15 protein-coding genes are annotated in these 17,483 nt (G+C 70.4%); 1 reads left to right on the top strand and 14 read right to left on the bottom strand.

Going from position 1 to position 17,483, the window contains the following annotated elements; genetic code table 11:
* Window positions 1-62: 62 nt before the first annotated feature.
* From AC1DWJ_RS18600 to AC1DWJ_RS18565, 8 genes are all read right to left on the bottom strand, one after another.
* Window positions 63-869, bottom strand: coding sequence for a hypothetical protein (locus tag AC1DWJ_RS18600; RefSeq protein WP_477621630.1), 807 nt, complete (start codon window positions 867-869; stop codon window positions 63-65).
* A gap of 104 nt (window positions 870-973) precedes the next feature.
* Window positions 974-1,171, bottom strand: coding sequence for a hypothetical protein (locus tag AC1DWJ_RS18595; protein ID WP_457253002.1), 198 nt, complete (start codon window positions 1,169-1,171; stop codon window positions 974-976).
* Window positions 1,172-1,405: 234 nt separating this feature from the next.
* The gene (locus AC1DWJ_RS18590; protein WP_477621629.1) at window positions 1,406-3,577 is read right to left on the bottom strand and encodes an ATP-binding SpoIIE family protein phosphatase; all 2,172 of its coding nucleotides are present in this window, start codon (window positions 3,575-3,577) and stop codon (window positions 1,406-1,408) included.
* A 107-nt stretch (window positions 3,578-3,684) separates the two neighbouring features.
* Window positions 3,685-5,829: a S9 family peptidase gene (locus AC1DWJ_RS18585; RefSeq protein WP_477621628.1), complete on the bottom strand. Its 2,145-nt coding sequence runs from the start codon at window positions 5,827-5,829 to the stop codon at window positions 3,685-3,687.
* A gap of 21 nt (window positions 5,830-5,850) precedes the next feature.
* Entirely contained in the window at window positions 5,851-9,447 is a 3,597-nt protein-coding gene (dnaE, locus tag AC1DWJ_RS18580) for a DNA polymerase III subunit alpha (RefSeq protein ID WP_477621627.1), read from the bottom strand.
* A gap of 123 nt (window positions 9,448-9,570) precedes the next feature.
* A complete protein-coding gene (locus AC1DWJ_RS18575; RefSeq protein WP_457253006.1) occupies window positions 9,571-10,506 on the bottom strand; it encodes an RluA family pseudouridine synthase in 936 nt (311 codons plus the stop codon).
* A complete protein-coding gene (locus AC1DWJ_RS18570) occupies window positions 10,503-11,081 on the bottom strand; it encodes a signal peptidase II (RefSeq protein ID WP_477621626.1) in 579 nt (192 codons plus the stop codon). Before AC1DWJ_RS18570 ends, AC1DWJ_RS18575 begins: the two co-directional genes overlap by 4 nt.
* Window positions 11,054-11,482, bottom strand: a complete 429-nt coding sequence (locus tag AC1DWJ_RS18565; RefSeq protein WP_457253009.1) for a TraR/DksA family transcriptional regulator — start codon at window positions 11,480-11,482, stop codon at window positions 11,054-11,056. The genes AC1DWJ_RS18570 and AC1DWJ_RS18565 overlap by 28 nt, the downstream gene beginning before the upstream one ends.
* 4 nt (window positions 11,483-11,486) lie before the next feature.
* Here AC1DWJ_RS18565 and AC1DWJ_RS18560 point away from each other — a divergent pair, with 4 nt between their 5' ends.
* Window positions 11,487-11,894 carry a hypothetical protein gene (locus tag AC1DWJ_RS18560; protein WP_477621625.1) on the top strand — a complete coding sequence of 136 codons (408 nt, stop codon included), beginning with the start codon at window positions 11,487-11,489 and terminating at the stop codon, window positions 11,892-11,894.
* Between the two features lie 214 nt (window positions 11,895-12,108).
* Here the strand turns inward: AC1DWJ_RS18560 and AC1DWJ_RS18555 are convergent, their stop codons facing one another.
* The 6 genes from AC1DWJ_RS18555 to ftsZ form a co-directional block, all read right to left on the bottom strand.
* Window positions 12,109-13,458 carry a DivIVA domain-containing protein gene (locus AC1DWJ_RS18555; RefSeq protein ID WP_457253011.1) on the bottom strand — a complete coding sequence of 450 codons (1,350 nt, stop codon included), beginning with the start codon at window positions 13,456-13,458 and terminating at the stop codon, window positions 12,109-12,111.
* A gap of 138 nt (window positions 13,459-13,596) precedes the next feature.
* Window positions 13,597-13,887, bottom strand: coding sequence for a YggT family protein (locus AC1DWJ_RS18550; RefSeq protein WP_457253013.1), 291 nt, complete (start codon window positions 13,885-13,887; stop codon window positions 13,597-13,599).
* A 42-nt stretch (window positions 13,888-13,929) separates the two neighbouring features.
* Window positions 13,930-14,409: a cell division protein SepF gene (locus AC1DWJ_RS18545; RefSeq protein WP_056920685.1), complete on the bottom strand. Its 480-nt coding sequence runs from the start codon at window positions 14,407-14,409 to the stop codon at window positions 13,930-13,932.
* A gap of 94 nt (window positions 14,410-14,503) precedes the next feature.
* A complete protein-coding gene (locus tag AC1DWJ_RS18540) occupies window positions 14,504-15,211 on the bottom strand; it encodes a YggS family pyridoxal phosphate-dependent enzyme (RefSeq protein WP_477621624.1) in 708 nt (235 codons plus the stop codon).
* Window positions 15,208-15,903 (bottom strand): peptidoglycan editing factor PgeF, encoded by a 696-nt coding sequence (pgeF, locus tag AC1DWJ_RS18535; RefSeq protein ID WP_457253018.1) that lies wholly within the window; start codon window positions 15,901-15,903, stop codon window positions 15,208-15,210. Before pgeF ends, AC1DWJ_RS18540 begins: the two co-directional genes overlap by 4 nt.
* 116 nt (window positions 15,904-16,019) lie before the next feature.
* Complete coding sequence (ftsZ, locus tag AC1DWJ_RS18530) at window positions 16,020-17,276, bottom strand: cell division protein FtsZ (protein ID WP_477621623.1); 1,257 nt, start codon at window positions 17,274-17,276, stop codon at window positions 16,020-16,022.
* Window positions 17,277-17,483: the final 207 nt, after the last annotated feature.

The raw sequence follows: 17,483 nt of genomic DNA, 5'->3' as shown, positions 1-17,483 counted from the left end.
GCTCCCCCGTTCCGAGGTGCACCACCGACCGATGCGTGGCGTTGCCCGGCCCACGCTAGTGCTCAGAAGCCGCCCATGTCGCCGCCGCCGAAGTCGCCGCCGCCGAAGTCGCCGCCGCCGAACCCGCCCGAGTCGAACCCGCCCGAGTCGAACCCACCAGCGTCGTACCCGCCCGAGTCGTAGCCGGCGTCTGCCGCCCCGACGTCGCCGGTCGAGTCGGCTGCGACCTCGCCGCCTGCGCCTCCCCCGTCGGACTGCGACCCGTCAGACCCGGACCCGTCCGAGCCAGAGGTGTCCGAGCCAGAGGTGTCCGAGCCGTCGGCCGCCGAGGTGTCGCCCGCCTCGGCGGCCTCCGGCGAGGAGTCGTAGCCGTCGAACAGCGAGTCGGCGATGGCGGAGCCGATGACGACCCCGGCGATGGTGCCCATCATCGAGCCCATGATCGTGCCGCCCATGCCGATCCCTCCGCCGGCCATCCCGCCGCCGAACCGGCCGCGGCTGAAGGTCTGCTCGAGGTAGCCCGGCTGCCGCAGCTCGGCGCGGGTTGCCGCCCGGGCCATCGACTGCGGGTCAGCCGTGGGCGGAGCCTCCCCGGCCGGCAGCCCCGAGGACAGCTCGGCCAGCACCTGCTGGCGCTGCTCGGGGGTCAGGCGCGCGAACGCCTCGGCGTGCACCTGCTCCAACGACTCCGGCGGCGCGGTGCGCAGGAGGTAGCGGTAGCGCGCGATGGCGCGGTCATCTTCGGACGCCGGGCCGGTGGGCGAGGGCCCGGTGGGCGAGGGCGCTGGGCGCGTGGACGGCGACTGGCCGGCATACCCGCCCTGGGTCTGGAGCGGTTCGCGGCCGAGCAGTCGGTCGAGGAAGCCCATGGCACTCTCCGTCGGGAGGTGGGCAGCTGGTTGCCCACGGTCCCACCACCCTGCAACGCGCGGGGGGCGAAAAGCAATCAGGCGCGACCGCGGCCTGAGTGCAGTCAGGAGGTCAGCGGGCTGATCGAGCCTTCGAAGGAGGAGCGGCCACGGCCACTGGCCCGCGACGCGTCGGCGGTGCGGGCCTGGACCGTCGAGACCATTCCGAGGGAGGCGCCCACGCCGTCACGCTGGTCGAGCGCGGAGGCGTCGCCATCCATCAGGGGGACGAAGCGATCGAGCAGCTGCTGCCACATGTCCATCCGGCCCTTCTGTGCCCAGGCCGATCGTTCGTGGAGCCGATCGGCGACCTTGCCGTCTTCTGACGCGCAGCATGAACGATGCCGGACGCCAGGTGGTGGTGGCGCGCCGCAGCATGCCGTCTCATTCGTTGGTCAGGGACCACTGGCCGAACGGCTGACCGGACAGTCCGGGACGAAGCGGGGCGAGTCGGGCACCAGCCGTCGACCGGACGCCGAGCTGCGCAGGTCAGCGGTTCAGGTCGTCCATCCGCCGGTCGCCGCGCTGCTCTCGACGAGCTCCACCGCCACCTCGAACCACACCGTCGCGCCCGCCGACGTGCGGTGCGCCCCGAACGCGTCGGCGATGGCCTTCACGAGGGACAGCCCGCGTCCCCGGACCGCCATGGTGTCGGCACCGGTGAGCAGCGGCTCCCCGCGGTTGCCGCTGTCTGCCACGGTGACCGCCACGATCCCTGTGTCGAGGTCCATGGTGAGGTGCGACTCGGTGCCGGCGTGGAGCACGGCGTTCGTGATCAGCTCGGAGATCCCGGTCACGATGGTGTGCTGGTCGCCGTCGCCGACCTCCCAGTCGGTCAGCTGCTCACGTGCCCAGTCGCGAGCGGCGCGCACCGACTCGGGCATCGGGGGCACGACGATCGCGGACCTGCGGTGTCCCTCCGGCGAGCGACCGACCGCGATCACCGCACAGTCGTCCTCCTGCCCGGAGGCCTGCACCATGGCGTCCATGATGTGGTGCGCCACGCTCCGGGGACTGCCGGGCGGGAGGTCGGCCAGCACGGCGAGCAGGCGGTCCTCGCCCTGGTCGAACGCCTCTCCCCGGCGTTCGAGCAAGCCGTCGGTGAACCCGACGAGCATGTCGCCGATCCCCAGGGTCAGGTGGTGGGCCGGTCGCACGCCCTCGATCCCGAGTGGCGGACCGACCGGCATCTCGACCAGCGTCCCGCGCGGGCGGCCGTCCTGCCGTGAGGCCCGCCCGAAGAGCAGCGCCGGCAGCGGGTGACCGGCGCTGGCCAGCACGACCTCGCCCGTGCCGGGTTCGACCGCGCCGTAGAGCATCGTCACGAAGAGCTCGCCACCGAACGCCATGCCCGGTCGGGCGCGGGGGCTGCCCAGCGGCATGGACGCCGGCCACAGGGCGTCGAGGTCCGAAACCACCCGGTCGAGGGCGGCCATCACCGACGCCGGGTCGCTGTTGGTCAGCGCCGCGCCACGGACCGCGGCCCGCACCTGTCCCATCACCGTCGCGGCCATCACCCCACGGCCGACGACATCCCCGATGACGATCGCCAACCGGCCGTCTGGGAGGAAGAACGAGTCGTAGAAGTCGCCTCCGGCCACGGTCCCCTCGGAGACCGGCTCGTAGCGGGCGGCGATGCTGATGGCGTCCGACTGCGGGAGGTTCGGCGGGAGCAGGGTCCGCTGCAACAGCTCGGCCGTCGTGCGCTCCGCGTCGTAGACGACAGCGCGACCGAGCGCATCGCCGACCAGCTCGCGGAACGGCACGAGCACCGCCACCACGTCGTGCGGCAGCGGCGCCGCCTCACGCTGGACCACGAGGGCGGCCTGGCTCCTGCCGGTGCGGAACGGGACAGCCACGATCTCGCCGTTGTCCGACAGGTACGGCTCGCCCCGGGCGATGGCCTGGGCGATGAGGGCAGCCATGTCCTCCCCGAGCTCGGACCAGATCAGGGGCAGCCGCTCCTCGTCCGGGGACAGCTGTTCGATGCGGTGCCGCCGGGCCATCCGCCACGACGACGGCGACGGCGACGGCAGGCAGATCGAGACCGACAGACCGTCGAAGGCCACCATGGCCTGGCGCAGCACCACCTTGCACACGTCGTCGACCGTGACCGCCACGGCCAGGAGCGCCGCGAGCTTGGCGACGGCGCGGGCGCGGCCGATCGCATTCGTGGTCTCGACGATGACGTGCAGCACCGCGAGGACCTCACCATCGGATCCCAGGACCGGCGACCCGCTCCTCAGGTAGTAGCCGACGTCGCTGCTGTCGGCGGCACCGAGGGCTCCCGCCCTGGTGCCCGGCCACGCACCACGCCCGCGGTCGAGCCGCAGCTCGACCCCATCGTCGAGGAAGGACTCGGCCTCGCTGAAGGCCCGCTCGAGAAGGGGCCCGACCTTGGGGTCGTCCCAGACCTCGGCGACGACCTTGCGGGCCGACTGGCCGAACGCCGACGGGTGCTTCGTCCCCAGCAGCTCCCGGAACGCGTCGTTGTAGAGCATCGTGAAGTCGGCACCGCACAACAGGGCCACCGGCAGGGGGCACTCGAGTGCGATCTCCCACGCGGCCTCGAGCTGGGTCGGCCACTGCTCCCGCGGACCGAGCGGCGTGGCCGCCCAGTCGCTGTGCGCAGCGAGGCGCCTCGCCTCTCGCGTCCGGCCCTCACCCACGCAGTCCGCCTCTGTCCGCCGCTCGCGCCGCTCCACGTGCCACCAGCGGTTCGCCCTATCCGAAAGGGTATGGCCCCGACCCCGGGTAGAACACGGTCAAACCGCACTCAATCGTGAGAGATCTTCTGCCCGGCCTGCGCCTGGTCGACGAGGAAGGCCCACTCCCAGGCCACCTGGCGCCACGCGTCGTAACGGCCGCTCTTGCCGCCGTGACCAGCGACCATCTCGGTGCGCAGCAGGACGGGCCGGGCGGCGGGGTCGCTCGCGGTGTGCTCGCGCAGCCGCGCGACCCACTTGGCGGGCTCGGTGAAGAACACCCGGGTGTCGTTCAGCGACGTCGTCGCCAACACTGCCGGGTATGCCGCGTCGCGCACGTTCTCGTACGGCGAGTAGGCCTTCATGTAGGCATAGACCTCGGGATCGGCCAGCGGGTTGCCCCACTCCTCCCACTCGACGACGGTCAGCGGCAGCGTCGGGTCGAGGATGGTGGTGAGGGCGTCGACGAAGGGCACCGCGGCGTGGACCGCACGGAAGCGTTCGGGCGCGAGGTTGACGGCAGCGCCGATGAGCAGGCCACCAGCGGAACCCCCTTCTGCCACAAGACGATCCGGCGCGACCCAGCCGCTGTCGACGAGGTGCGCCGCGCAGGTGACGAAGTCGGTGAAGGTGTTCTGCTTCGCCTTGAGCTTGCCCTGGTCGTACCAGGACCGCCCCAGCTCGCCCCCGCCACGGACGTGCGCGATGGCGTAGACGAAACCCCGCTCGAGCAGCGACAGCCTGGCCACCGAGAAGTAGGGGTCGGACGAGATCTCGTAGGAGCCGTAGGCGCTGAGCAGACCCGGGTGGCTGCCGTCCGGCTCCGAGCCGGCCGGAAAGACCAGCGACAGCGGGATCCGGGTGCCGTCGGCAGCGGTCGCCCACTCCCGGCGCTGCTGGTACTGCGACGGGTCGTAGCCGCCGAGCACCGGCTGGCGCTTGAGCAGCTCGAAGTCGCGGGTGGCCACGTCGTAGTCGAAGACCGTCTTCGGCGTCACCATCGACTCGAAGACGACCTGGAGCCGGGTCGTGGCGGTCTCCGGGTTGTCGCCGAGGCCGACCGAATAGACCGGCTCGTCGAACTCGAGGTCGTGGTGCCCACCGAATCCCGAGCCCTCTGACGCGTCGCGGGCCAGGACCCGCAGGGCAGTGAGCCCGTCGCGGCGCAGGGACAGGACCGCGACGTCGTCGAAGGCGTCGATGCCTTGGAACCGCTCCCCTGGCTGGGACCGCATCATCGTCTGCCACTGGTCGGCCGAGGTGGCGTCGATCGGAGCCCAGGCGAGGTCGGAGTCGAGCGAGTCTGCGTTGTGCACGATGAGGAGACGGTCGCCGGCCGGCTCGACGTCGTACTCGACTCCTTCGCGCCGCGGTGCCACGACCCGGAACTCGCCGGTCGGGTCGGCGGCGTCGAGGATGCGGACCTCCGAGGTCGTCTTCGACCCGAGGCCGATCATGACCCAGCGGTCGTCTCGGGAGGACCCGACGCCCATCCAGAAGCGCTCGTCGTCCTCCTGGTGGACGAGCACGTCGCCCTCCACGGAGGTCCCGACCTGGTGGCGCCAGACCTGGTGGGGGCGCCAGGTCTCGTCGACCCGCGTGTAGAAGACGTGCTTCCCATCAAGGGAGAACACGCAGCCGTAGCCGACCTGGTCGACCGCGGTGTCGATGACCTCGCCGGTGCGAAGGTCCTTGACCCGCAAGGAGAATCGTTCGTCACCCTCGGTGTCCACGGCATACGCGAGCAGCTGGTGGTCAGGGCTCACGGTCAGGGCTCCCAGCGCGAAGAACTCGTGGCCCTCGGCCTCCACGTTGCCGTCGAGGAGGACCTGCTCGCCCTCGACCACCACGTCGGCCGCCGGCATCGGCCGCGGCGCGCCCTCGACCCGTGGAGTGCGGCACTCGACCGAGTACTGCGCTCCCTCGAAGCTGCGGGAGTAGTACCACCACGCCCCGCTCGCCACCGGTACCGACAGGTCGGTCTCCTGGGTGCGCGAACGGATCTCCTCGAAGATCGCGTCCCGCAGCGGCTGCAGGTCGGCCGTCACGGCCTCGGCGTAGGCGTTCTCGGCCTCGAGGTGGGCCCGCACCGCCGGATCCTCCTTGTCGCGCAGCCACTCGAAGGGGTCGACGACCACGTCACCGTGGTGCTCGCGCACGGTCTCGCGACGCTCGGCGAGTGGCGGGGTCGGCAGGGTTGCCTCAGGCGTGCTCACGCTCGCACCCTACGTGGTGGCTCAGCCCGCGAGGCAGCGCGGGCCGAGGATCACCTTGAGGTCGCCGAAGAGCGCCTCCGTCGCGTTGACCCGGTAGGAGTCCTCGAGCTTCATCAGCACCGACCGGCCGGGCTGGCTCAGCCGCACGTGCACCTCGGTCGAGCCGGGGTGCGAGGAGAGCACCGACTTGAGCTCCTCGACCTTGGTCTGGGTGGCGCGGTTGGTGTCGATGGTGACGACGACCGGGCCCCGAGGACCCTCGGAGATGTCGGGCAGGGTCAGGTCGGACGCGAAGATCGTGGGGGTGTCGTCGCGCCGGTTCACCCGCCCCTTCACCACGACGACCGCGTCATGGGTCAGCGCGTGCTGCACGGTGAGGTAGGCGCTGGGGAAGAACAGGCACTCGATGGCGCCCTCGAGGTCCTCGACGGTCACGATCGCCCAGAGGTCGCCCTTCTTGGTGCGCTTGACCTGGAGCCCGGTGATCAGCCCGGCGATGGTGACGTTGGCCCCTTCGGGTTTGCCGTCCTCGCCCATCAGGCTCGCGATCGAGGTGTCGGCGTGCGAGCTGAGCACGTGCTCGATGCCGAACAGCGGGTGGTCGGAGACGTAGAGCCCCAACATCTCGCGCTCGAACTGCAGCAGCGTCTTCTTGTCCCACTCGACCCCGGGGATGGTCGGGAGCACCGAGAAGTCGACCGACTCACCAGCCGCGTCGTCACCGAACGAGCCGAACAACGAGTCCTGGCCGATCGCCTCCTGCCGCTTGATGTCGACGAAGTTGTCGACGAAGTCCTCGTGGACGCGGTAGAGGCCCTGGCGCGACTCCTGCAGCCCGTCGAAGGCACCGGCCTTGATCAGTGACTCGATGGTGCGCTTGTTGCAGACCACGGCCGGGCACTTGGACAGGAAGTCCTTGAAGGACGTGAACCGGCCCTTCTCCTCGCGCGCCGCCACGATCGCCTCGACGACGTTGTGCCCGACGTTGCGGATCGCCTGCATGCCGAACCGGATGTCGGTGCCGACCGCCGCAAACCGGGCCACCGAGTCGTTGACGTCCGGAGGGAGCACCTTGATGCCCATCCGCCGGCACTCGCCCAGGTAGAGGGCGGACTTGTCCTTGTCGTCGCCGACGCTGGTCAGCAGGGCGGCCATGTACTCGGCGGGGTAGTTGGCCTTGAGGTAGCCGGTCCAGTAGGACACCAGGCCGTAGGCAGCGGTGTGCGCCTTGTTGAAGGCGTAGTCGGAGAACGGGACGAGCACGCCCCACAGGGCCGCGATCGACGCCTCGTTGAAGCCCTTGGCCTTCATGCCCTGGGAGAAGGGGACGTACTCGGCGTCGAGGACCTCCTTCTTCTTCTTGCCCATGGCCCGGCGCAGCAGGTCGGCGTTGCCGAGGGTGTAGCCGGCGAGCTTCTGGGCGATCTCCATGACCTGCTCCTGGTAGATCACCAGGCCGTGCGTGGTGCCGAGGATCGGCAGGAGGGCGTCCACCATCTCCTGCTGGAGCTTGCCAGCCAGCTGCGGGTCGAGGGGGGTGAGCTCCTGCTTGCCGTTCTTGCGCAGCGCGAAGTTGGTGTGGGCGTTGACGCCCATCGGCCCGGGCCGGTAGAGCGCGAGGGCGGCGGAGATGTCCTCGAAGTTGTCGGGCTGCATGAGCTTGAGCAGGGTGCGCATGCCACCACCGTCGAGCTGGAAGACGCCCAGGGTGTCGCCGCGCGCGAGGAGGTCGAAGGTCGCCTTGTCGGTCATGTCCTTGGACAGCGCGTCGAGGTCGATGTCCTCGCCGCGGTTGGCCTTCACGTTGTCGATGGCGTCGTCGAGGATGGTGAGGTTGCGCAGCCCCAGGAAGTCCATCTTGACCAGCCCGAGTGCCTCACAGCTCGGGTAGTCGAACTGGGTGATGACCTGGCCGTCCTGCAGCCGTCGCATGATCGGGATGACGTCGATGAGCGGCTCGCTCGACATGATGACGCCAGCGGCGTGCACACCCCACTGCCGCTTGAGCCCCTCGAGGCCGAGCGCGGTGTCGACGATCTCCTTGAAGTGCGGCTCGGTCTCGACCAGGGCGCGGAAGTCGCCGCCCTCGTTGTAGCGCTTGTGCTCCGTGTTGTAGATCTCGGCCAGCGGCACGCCCTTGCCCATGACGTCAGGGGGCATCGCCTTGGTGAGCTGCTCGCCCACGACGAAGGGGTGGCCCATGACCCGGGCGGCGTCCTTGACGGCCTGCTTGGCCTTGATGGTGCCGTAGGTGACGATCTGGGCGACGCGGTCGGCGCCGTACTTGTCGGTGACGTACTTGATGACCTCACCGCGACGGCGCTCGTCGAAGTCGACGTCGAAGTCGGGCAGCGACGGTCGCTCGGGGTTGAGGAACCGCTCGAAGATCAGGCCGTGCGGGATCGGGTCGAGGTCGGTGATCTTCATGGCGTAGGCGCACATCGACCCCGCACCGGACCCACGACCGGGGCCGACCCGGATGCCGTTGGCCTTGGCCCAGTTGATGAAGTCGGCGACGACGAGGAAGTAGCCGGCATAGCCCTTGGAGACGATGACGTCGGTCTCGAAGGCGGCCTGCTTGGTGGCGTAGTCGGGGATCCCGCCGGGGAACCGCTCGACCAGCCCGCGCTGGACCTCCTTGATGAACCACGACTCTTCGTTCTCGCCCGGGGGGCACGGGAACCGCGGCATGTAGCGGCCCTCGTCCTCGGTGAACGAGATGTCGCACATCTCGGCGATGAGCAGGGTGTTGTCGCACGCCTCGGGCAGCTCGCGCCAGGTGTGGCGCATCTCGGCCGGGCTCTTGAGGTAGAAGTCGTCGGCGTCGAACTTGAACCGGTTGGGGTCCATCAGGGTCGAGCCGGACTGCACGCAGAGCAGGGCGGAGTGCGCCTTGGCGTCCTCCTGCGTCGTGTAGTGCAGGTCGTTGGTGGCCACCAGCGGCAGCCCGAGCTCGCGAGCCAGGCGGAGCAGGTCCTTCTGGACGCGGCGCTCGATGTCGAGGCCGTGGTCCATCAGCTCGGCGAAGTAGTAGTCCTTGCCGAAGACGTCGCGGAAGTCGGAGGCGGCCTGCAGCGCCTCGCGGTACTGGCCGAGCCGCAGCCGGGTCTGCACCTCGCCCGAGGGACACCCGGTGGTCGCGATGAGACCCTGGCCGTACTGGCCGAGCAGCTCGCGGTCGATCCGCGGCCACTTGGCGTAGACCTGGTCGAGGCTGGCCTGCGAGTCGAGCCGGAAGAGGTTGTGCAGGCCGTTGTTGTTGCGGGCCAGGAGGGTCATGTGGGTGTAGGCGCCGGACCCGGAGACGTCGTCGCCGGACTGGTGGTCCTCACCCCACTTGACCCTCGTCTTGTCGGTGCGGTGGGTGCCGGGCGTGACGTAGGCCTCGACCCCGATGATCGGCTTGACCCCCGTGCCCTGGGCCTTCTTCCAGAACTCGTAGGCGCCGAACACGTAGCCGTGGTCGGTCGTGGCCAGCGCGGGCATGCCCATCTCGGCGGCCTTGGTGAACAGGTCACCGATCCGCGCCGCCCCGTCGAGCATGGAGTACTCGGTGTGCACGTGGAGGTGGACGAACGAGTCGCTGCTGGAGGTGCCTGAGGCGATCTGGGGGGACATCAGAAGTGATCTTAGGTCGGGGGTCCGACGAGACCTAAGGGACGCGCCTGCCTGTGACGGATGAGGTGGGTGGTATGCCGCGAAGTCGGCTTCGCGGCATACCCCACGGCTCGCGCGGGCCGCTCAGAGGCGGTCGAGCGCCTGCGCGAGGTCGGGCGGGTAGGGGCTCTCGAAGGTGACGTACTTGCCCGTGCCCGGGTGGTCGAACCCGAGGCCCACGGCGTGCAGCCACTGCCGGTCCAGGCCCAGCCGGGCTGCCAGCTTCGGGTCCGCGCCGTAGGTGAGGTCACCGGCGCACGGGTGGTGCAGCGCCGAGAAGTGCACCCGGATCTGGTGGGTGCGGCCGGTCTCGAGGTGGATGTCGAGCAGGGAGACCGCCCGGAAGGCCTCGATCACCTCGTAGTGCGTGACGCTCGGCTTGCCCTTCTCCATGACCGCGAACTTGTAGTCGTGGTTGGGGTGCCGACCGATGGGGGCGTCGATGGTGCCGACCACCGGGTCCGGCAGGCCCTGCACCAGCGCGTGGTACTTCTTGTCGACCGAGCGGCTGCGGAACGCCTGCTTGAGGACGCTGTAGGCGTACTCGGACTTCGCGACCACCATGAGCCCGCTCGTGCCGACGTCGAGCCGGGACACGATGCCCTGCCGCTCGCTCGCACCACTCGTCGCGATCCGGTAGCCCGCGGCAGCAAGGCCGCCCACGACGGTGGGGCCGGTCCAGCCGACGCTGGGGTGGGCCGCGACCCCGACGGGCTTGTCGACGACGACGAGGTCGTCGTCGTCGTGGATGATGCTCATCCCCGGCACGGGCTCGGCGATCACCTTGAGGGTCGGGCTCTGCTCGCTGGCCGGCAGCGCGACCTCGAGGAGGTCGCCGGCACTGACCCGGTCGGACTTGCCGGCCTGCTTGTGGTTGACCTGCACGTCGCCCGCGGAGGCCAGGTCGGCGGCCTTCGTGCGCGAGACCCCGAACAGGCGGGCCAAGGCAGCGTCGACCCGCTCCCCCTCGAGGCCGTCGGGGACGAACAGGGTCCTGGCGTCGGTCAGGGAATCGCTCATTCTGCGGCCTCGTGTCGTCCGTGGTGGGGGCGCCGGCCGTCGACACCGATGCCGCGCAGGGCCAGCAGCCCGATCAGCAGGGCGGCGCCGACGATGGCGATGTCGGCGACGTTGCCGATGAACAAGCCGAAGTAGTCGATGAAGTCCACGACGTGGCCCCGACCGGGGCCCGGCTCACGGGTCATCCGGTCGGTGAGGTTGCCCAGCGAGCCGCCGAGCAGCAGGCCGAGCGCCCAGGCCCACCCGCGACTGCCGATCCTGCGGGATGTGCGGATGATGACCACGAGCACGCCGAAGGCGATCAGGGTCAGCACCCAGGTGGCGTTGTCACCGATGGAGAAGGCGGCGCCGGCGTTGCGGATCAGGTTGAGCCGGATCAGCTCGCCGACCACGTTGACGGGCGACCCGACGTCGAGGGCGGACAGTGCCCAGGCCTTCGTGACCTGGTCGAGGGCGTAGGCCACGACGGCCGAGCCCACGAGCAGGGCGAACAGGCCGCGGCGGTCGGTGGGGTGTTGAGGGGTGGAGGGGGATTCGTGGGCCGCGATCAGCGGCGCTCCTGCTTCGTCTTGCATGTCACGCATAGGGTCGCACGAGGAGCGGCCTGAAGGCGAAGTTTGCCGATGGGGTTGCCGCAGGACTCGCAGATCCCGTAGCTGCCGTCGTCCAGGCGCTCGATGGCGTGGAGGTTCTGGTCGAGCATCTCGCGGGCGTTGTTGGCCAGCGAGATCTCCTGCTCGCGCTCGAAGGTCTTGGCCCCGGCGTCCGCCTGGTCGTCGCCGGCGCCGTCACCGGCGTCGCGCATCAGGCCGACCAGGTCGGCCTCGGCCACGGTGATCTCCTGGCGCAGGTGCGCGACGTCCGCCTCGATCTCGGTGCGGATCTCGCGCAGCTCCTTGGCGGTCCAGGGCGACTCGTCGTCACGGACGCGCAGCGAGCGCGGCGCGGCCTTGGTGGCTGCGCTGGTCCGCTTCACCGGCGTGGCCTTCTTGGCCGGTGCGGCCTTCCTGGCGGGGGCGGCGTTCTTCGCGGGTGCCGCCTTCTTCGCGGGTGCGGCCTTCTTCGCCGGTGCCGCCTTCTTCGCCGGTGCCGCCTTCTTCGCCGGCGCGGCCGTCTTCGCGGGCGCGGCCTTCTTCGCGGGCGCGGCCTTCTTCGCGGGCGCGGCCTTCTTGACTGGTGCGGCCTTCTTCACGGGTGCGGCCTTCTTGGCCGGTGCGGCCGTCTTCGCCGGTGCGGCCGTCTTCACGGGCGCAGCCTTCTTCGCCGGCGCAGCCTTCTTGGCCGGCGCAGCCTTCTTCGCGGGCGCAGCCTTCTTCGCGGGGGTGGTCCTGGTGGCGCTGGAAGCCTTGCTGGCTGGTGCAGACTTCGTTGCGGCTCTCGCCTTTTGAACCATGATGTGCCCGGCCCCTCGGTCGCATGGCGCTCCTAGACGAGCGCTCACAGGTGCGGTGAGGATAAGCGCTGGACGCTGCGTACTCAACGCCAAAACGCGATTGGTGCCGAATCCGTTGCAGCGGCGGGGCCGATGGACGACGAAGGGCGCCCACCGCGATGCGGTGAGCGCCCTTCGTCAGGCCCTGCTGCCAGTGACCGACCGGCTGACTACTGCTGGTCGGAGTGCTGCTCCTCGTCGCCCTGCGACTCGTCGTCGCCGGCCTCCGCGGGCTCCACACCGGTCTGCTCGAGGTCAGCGAGCTGCTCCTCGATGTAGTGCTTGAGCCGCGCGCGGTAGTCGCGCTCGAAGGTGCGCAGCTCGTCGATCTTCTTCTCGAGCAGGTTGCGCTCGCGGGAGAGCTCCTCGAGGATCTGCGCCTTCTTCTGCTGCGCCTCGTGGACCATCCCCGTCGACCGCTCGCGCGCCTCGGTGATCATCTGCTCGTGCTTGGTCGTGGCCTCGCTGACGAGCTCGTCGTGACGGTTCTGCGCGGTGGCGAGCAGCTCGTCGTGACGGTTCTGACCGACCGAGAGGAGCTCGTCGTGCTTGTTCTGCCCCTCGCCGACCAGCTCGTCGTGCCGTGCCTGGGCCTCGGAGATGAGCCGGTCACGGGTGGACTCACCCTGGCCGACGTGCTCGTCGTGCAGTCGCTGGGCCATCTCGAGCAGGGCCGCCGCACTGGCGCCCCCGCCGGCCGCAGCCGCGCCGAGGGCCACGGGGGCGCTCTGCTCGACCGGGGCCGCCTGCTCCTGCGATGCCTGCTGGGCCGCCTGCGTTGCCTGCTGGGCCGCTTGCGCTGCTGCCTGCTCCGCCTGCGCTGCTGCCTGCGCTGCTGCCTGCTCCGCCTCCTGCTGGGCGGCCTGAGCTGCCGCGACCTGCTCGGCGCTGACCCGCTGGGCCTCCTCGGCCTGTTGGCGGGCCTCGTCAGCCTGGCGCTGGGCCTCCTCGGCCTGACGCTGCACCTCCTCGGCCTGCTGCTGGGCCTCGGTGAGGCGCTGCTCCGCGGCTGCGGCGCGCTCCTCGGCCTCCTTGGCGCGGGCCTCCACGGCCTTGGCGCGCTCCTGCGCACCCTTCTCCGTGTCGGAGATCCGGCCCTGGGCGGCCTGCTCTGCCTCGTCGGCGCGCGCCTGCGCGATCTTCTCGGCCTCCTCCGCCTTCGCGGTGGCCGCGGCGATCCGCGCCTGGGCTGCCTTCTCGGCCTCCTCGGCCTTGGCGGCGATCGCGGCGAGCCGGTCCTGCGCCTCGCGGTTCGCCTTGGCCTCGGCCTCCTCGGCCGCCTTCGCGTCCGCGGCCTTGGTGGCGGCGGCGTTCGGGTCGGCCTTGGCGACGGTGGGCATGCCCTTGGTCTGGCGGCAGTCGTTGAGCTGGTCTCGGAGGTCGTCGCCCTCCTTGACGATGCGGCGCATCTCGGCGACCACCTCGTCGAGGAAGTCGTCCACCTCGCGCTCGTCGTAACCACGCCGGAACTGCGTCGGCGTGAAGTTCTTGTTGAGGACGTCCTCAGGCGTGAGCGTCATGTAGTCACCTCGGTTGGCTGGCATGAGCAGAGCAGGTCAAGCAACAGTGCGGGTCGAACAGCAGCACACCGGAACAGCGGTGCGCGTCAAGCATCCCAGAGTCTGGGTCAGGGGCCAGCCTAGAGGATTCGGCGACGACTAGAGGATGGTCATCAGCAGAGAGGTCCCGACCATCAGGACGAGGAAGGCCAGGTCCAGCCGAAGGGTGCCGAGGGTCAGGGGCGGGATGACCCGGCGCAGCGCCTTGAGGGGCGGGTCCGTGATCGTGTAGATGAACTCCGCGACGACCAGCAGCGGGCCACGCGGCCGCCAGTCACGGGCGAACGCCTGCACCCAGTCAAGAACCAGGCGCCCGAGCAGGATGACGAAGAAGAGGAAGACGGCGAAGCGAAGGACGCTCGCGATGATGTTGTCACCCAGCAGCTGCATGGGTTCACCCTGTCATGGCGGGCTGGGCGCGGGCGGTGCGGGTCAGCTCTGGTTGAACAGGCCGCGCGCGGCCGTGGGAGCCGCCGGGCCCTCCTCGGCCGAGACCTCGACGTGGGCCGGCGACAGCAGGAAGACCTTCGAGGTGACCCGCTCGATCTGGCCGTGCAGACCGAACACGAGACCCGCGGCGAAGTCGACGAGGCGCTTGGCGTCGGAGTCGTCCATGTCGGAGAGGTTCATGATGACGGGGGTGCCGTCACGGAAGCTCTCGCCGATGTTCTTGGCCTCGTTGTAGGTGCGCGGGTGGATGGTGGTGATGCGGTTCAGGGCACCCACCTCGACATCGCGGACGACCCTGGCCACGGGCGTGCGCTGCGGCAGCGGCGTGACGGCGGCCGAGCGCTCGGCCGGTGCCTCCTGCCGGGCAGGCTCGTCGTAGTCGTACTCGTCGTACCCGTCATAGCGCTCGTCATCCTCGGCGAGCCCGAGGTACACCATCGTCTTGCGCAGCGCCCCAGCCATGTGCGAGCTCCCTTTGGTTTGCGTGCCTACCGTTGTCAGCGTTTCCCCGTGCGACGGACATCGATCCGCGAGGTCACCTTCGTCGGGACTGAAGTTACCGGTGTGACTGGCGAGAACCGAGGATTGCGCTTCCGACACGCAGGTGTGTCGCGCCGTGCGCGACTGCCGCCTCGAGGTCGCCACTCATGCCCGCCGAGACCCACGTCGCCTCGGGATACGCCTCTCGTATGCCGCGGGCCACCTCGGCGAGGCGGGCGAAGGCCGCGTCGGGGTCACCCCCGAGGGGTGCCACCGCCATCACCCCCCGCAGCTCGAGGTGCTCGCAGGCGGCCACCTGGTCGGCGAGGGCCAACGCTCCCCCGGGCTCGACCCCACCCCGCTCGGGTGGTTCGTCGAGCGAGACCTGCACCAGGACGGCAGGCCGGACCCCTCGCGACGCCGCGGCGCGGTCGAGGGCCGCGACGAGCTTGGGGCGGTCGACCGACTCGACGACATCGGCATACGACACGACCGAGGTCGCCTTGTTGGTCTGGAGCTGACCGATGAAGTGCACCTCGAGGTCGGCCCGTCGTCGCAGCTCGGCGACCTTGGCCGAGGCCTCCTGGTCACGGTTCTCGCCGATCGCGGTGACCCCGAGCTCGGCGAGGAGGTCTGCGTCGCCGGCCGGGAAGAACTTGGTCACGGCGACCAGCGACACCTCGGCGGGGTCGCGTCCCGCGAGGTCGCAGGCGGCCTTGATGCGGGCGTGCACGGTGGCGAGGTTGCGCTCGAGCTCGGCGCGGCGACCCGCGTCCGAGCTCACCGCGCACCAGCCACGACGACACCGGCGTACCGTCCCGTGCGACCTTCGCGACGATAGGAGAACAGCCTCTGGTCCTCGCGCGCACATCCCGGAACCCATTGCACCGCAACGTTGTTCGCGACAAGCTGGGCGACCACCCCTGCGGCCACGTCGATCGCGGGCGTGCCCGACCACGAGCGCGCCGAGGCCTCCGGCGCCACGGCCGTGGCCGCTGCCCGCAGCTCTTCCGGCACCTCGTAGCAGCGGGCGCAGATGGACGGCCCGACGACGGCACTCAGGGCTCGGGCGCCGAGCCCACGCATGCGCTCGACCGCGACGTCGACGATCCCCGCCGTCATCCCCGGGCGACCCGCGTGCACCGCACCGACGACTCCGGCGTCGACGTCGGCGAGCAGGACAGGGGTGCAGTCGGCGACCAGCACGGCCAGGGCCAGCCCGGCCGTGGCGGTGACCACCCCGTCGGCGGGAGGCGGACCACCGGCGTCCCATGGTCCGTCGGCCACGACGACGTCCGCCCCGTGACACTGGTGCATGAAGAGCAGGTGGTCGCGTCGCACGCCGGTCGCCGTGGCCACCGCAGCTCGGTTGGCCTCCACCGCCGCCGCGTCGTCACCCACGTGGCCGCCGAGGTTGAGGGAGTCGAAGTCGCCGGCGCTGCGGCCACCCTCACGGTCGGTGAAGGCCCACGACACACGACCAGTCTGCTGGCGCCAGTAGAACACCGGCCCAACCTACGACAGGGGCGCCGGACCAGCTCGGTCCGGCGCCCCTGTCGGCGAGAATGGTGCCTGACTACTTCAGGCTCTGCTCACTTCAAGAAGTCGGGGACGTCGAGGTCGTCGCCCTCGTCGAAGGTGACGGTCCGCGGCGGTCGACCGGCGGGCTCGCGCGGTGCCACCGGCTCGACCCCGTTGGGCTGAGACGTCGTCACCGGGCCGTCCTCGACCGCGCGGGCCGGGGCGGCAGGCTGGGCGGCAGGCTGGGGGGCAGCCTGGGCAGCTTGGGGGGCAGGCGCGGCAGCCGCTGCGGCCGCCGCGGAATGCCCGGCGGTCTCCTGGGCGGCGCGCTGCGAGCCCTGGATCTGGCCGATGGCGCGGTCGTTCTCGCGCTTGAGCGGGGCGCCGCCGTCGAAGCCGGCGGCGATCACGGTCACGCGCACCTCGTCACCGAGGGCGTCGTCGATGACCGCACCGAAGATGATGTTGGCCTCGGGGTGGGCGGCCTCCTGCACCAGTCGGGCCGCCTCGTTGATCTCGAACAGACCGAGGTCGCTGCCACCCTGGATCGAGAGCAGGACGCCGTGGGCGCCGTCGATGCTCGCCTCGAGCAGCGGGCTCGAGATGGCGAGCTCGGCGGCCTGGACCGCCCGGTCGTCACCGCGGGACGAGCCGATGCCCATGAGGGCCGACCCGGCTCCCTGCATGACCGACTTGACGTCGGCGAAGTCGAGGTTGATCAGGCCCGGCGTCGTGATCAGGTCGGTGATGCCCTGGACACCCGAGAGCAGGACCTGGTCGGCGGAGCGGAAGGCGTCGAGCATGCTGACCGTGCGGTCGCTGATCGACAGCAGTCGGTCGTTGGGGATGACGATGAGGGTGTCGACCTCCTCGCGCAGGTTCGCGATGCCGGTCTCGGCCTGGTTGGCCCGCCGACGACCCTCGAAGGTGAACGGTCGCGTGACGACACCGATCGTCAGGGCGCCCAGACCCTTGGCGATCTTGGCGACGACGGGCGCACCACCGGTGCCCGTGCCACCACCCTCACCGGCGGTGACGAAGACCATGTCGGCGCCCTTGAGCACCTCCTCGATCTCCTCCGCGTGGTCCTCGGCGGCCTTCTTGCCGACCTCGGGGTCGGCACCGGCACCGAGGCCACGGGTGAGCTCGCGACCCACGTCGAGCTTGACGTCCGCGTCACTCATCAACAGCGCCTGCGCGTCGGTGTTGATGGCGATGAATTCGACGCCCTTCAGGCCGACCTCGATCATGCGGTTGATGGCGTTGACGCCACCACCGCCGATGCCGACGACCTTGATGACGGCCAGGTAGTTCTGCGGTGCTGCCACGGCGGTGGGCCTTCCTGAATGCGGTGCTGGTGGTGGTCGTCCCTGCGGACGAAGTCCGTGGTGGGGCTGGTGGTGGGGCTAGTGGTGGGGCTGGTGGTGGAGCGATGGGGTGAACAGTGCGGCGGTGGTGCGAGATCGTGCAGTCGTGGGCGGGTCGCGTTGCCTCGACGTCTAGTTGAGGGTTACCTTGCGTTGAGGTCGGGCCCA

Source organism: Pedococcus sp. P2_D7, from assembly GCF_056404295.1.
Note: the sequence above shows the minus strand (reverse complement) of the source record. Positions and strands in the feature narration are given on the sequence as shown.

Coding starts and splice junctions, on each gene's coding strand:
- AC1DWJ_RS18600 (WP_477621630.1), bottom strand. CDS start 869: ATGGGCTTCCTCGACCGACTGCTCGGCCGCGAACCGCTCCAGACCCAG.
- AC1DWJ_RS18595 (WP_457253002.1), bottom strand. CDS start 1,171: ATGGACATGTGGCAGCAGCTGCTCGATCGCTTCGTCCCCCTGATGGAT.
- dnaE (WP_477621627.1), bottom strand. CDS start 9,447: ATGTCCCCCCAGATCGCCTCAGGCACCTCCAGCAGCGACTCGTTCGTC.
- AC1DWJ_RS18575 (WP_457253006.1), bottom strand. CDS start 10,506: ATGAGCGATTCCCTGACCGACGCCAGGACCCTGTTCGTCCCCGACGGC.
- AC1DWJ_RS18570 (WP_477621626.1), bottom strand. CDS start 11,081: ATGCAAGACGAAGCAGGAGCGCCGCTGATCGCGGCCCACGAATCCCCC.
- AC1DWJ_RS18555 (WP_457253011.1), bottom strand. CDS start 13,458: ATGACGCTCACGCCTGAGGACGTCCTCAACAAGAACTTCACGCCGACG.
- AC1DWJ_RS18550 (WP_457253013.1), bottom strand. CDS start 13,887: ATGCAGCTGCTGGGTGACAACATCATCGCGAGCGTCCTTCGCTTCGCC.
- AC1DWJ_RS18545 (WP_056920685.1), bottom strand. CDS start 14,409: ATGGCTGGGGCGCTGCGCAAGACGATGGTGTACCTCGGGCTCGCCGAG.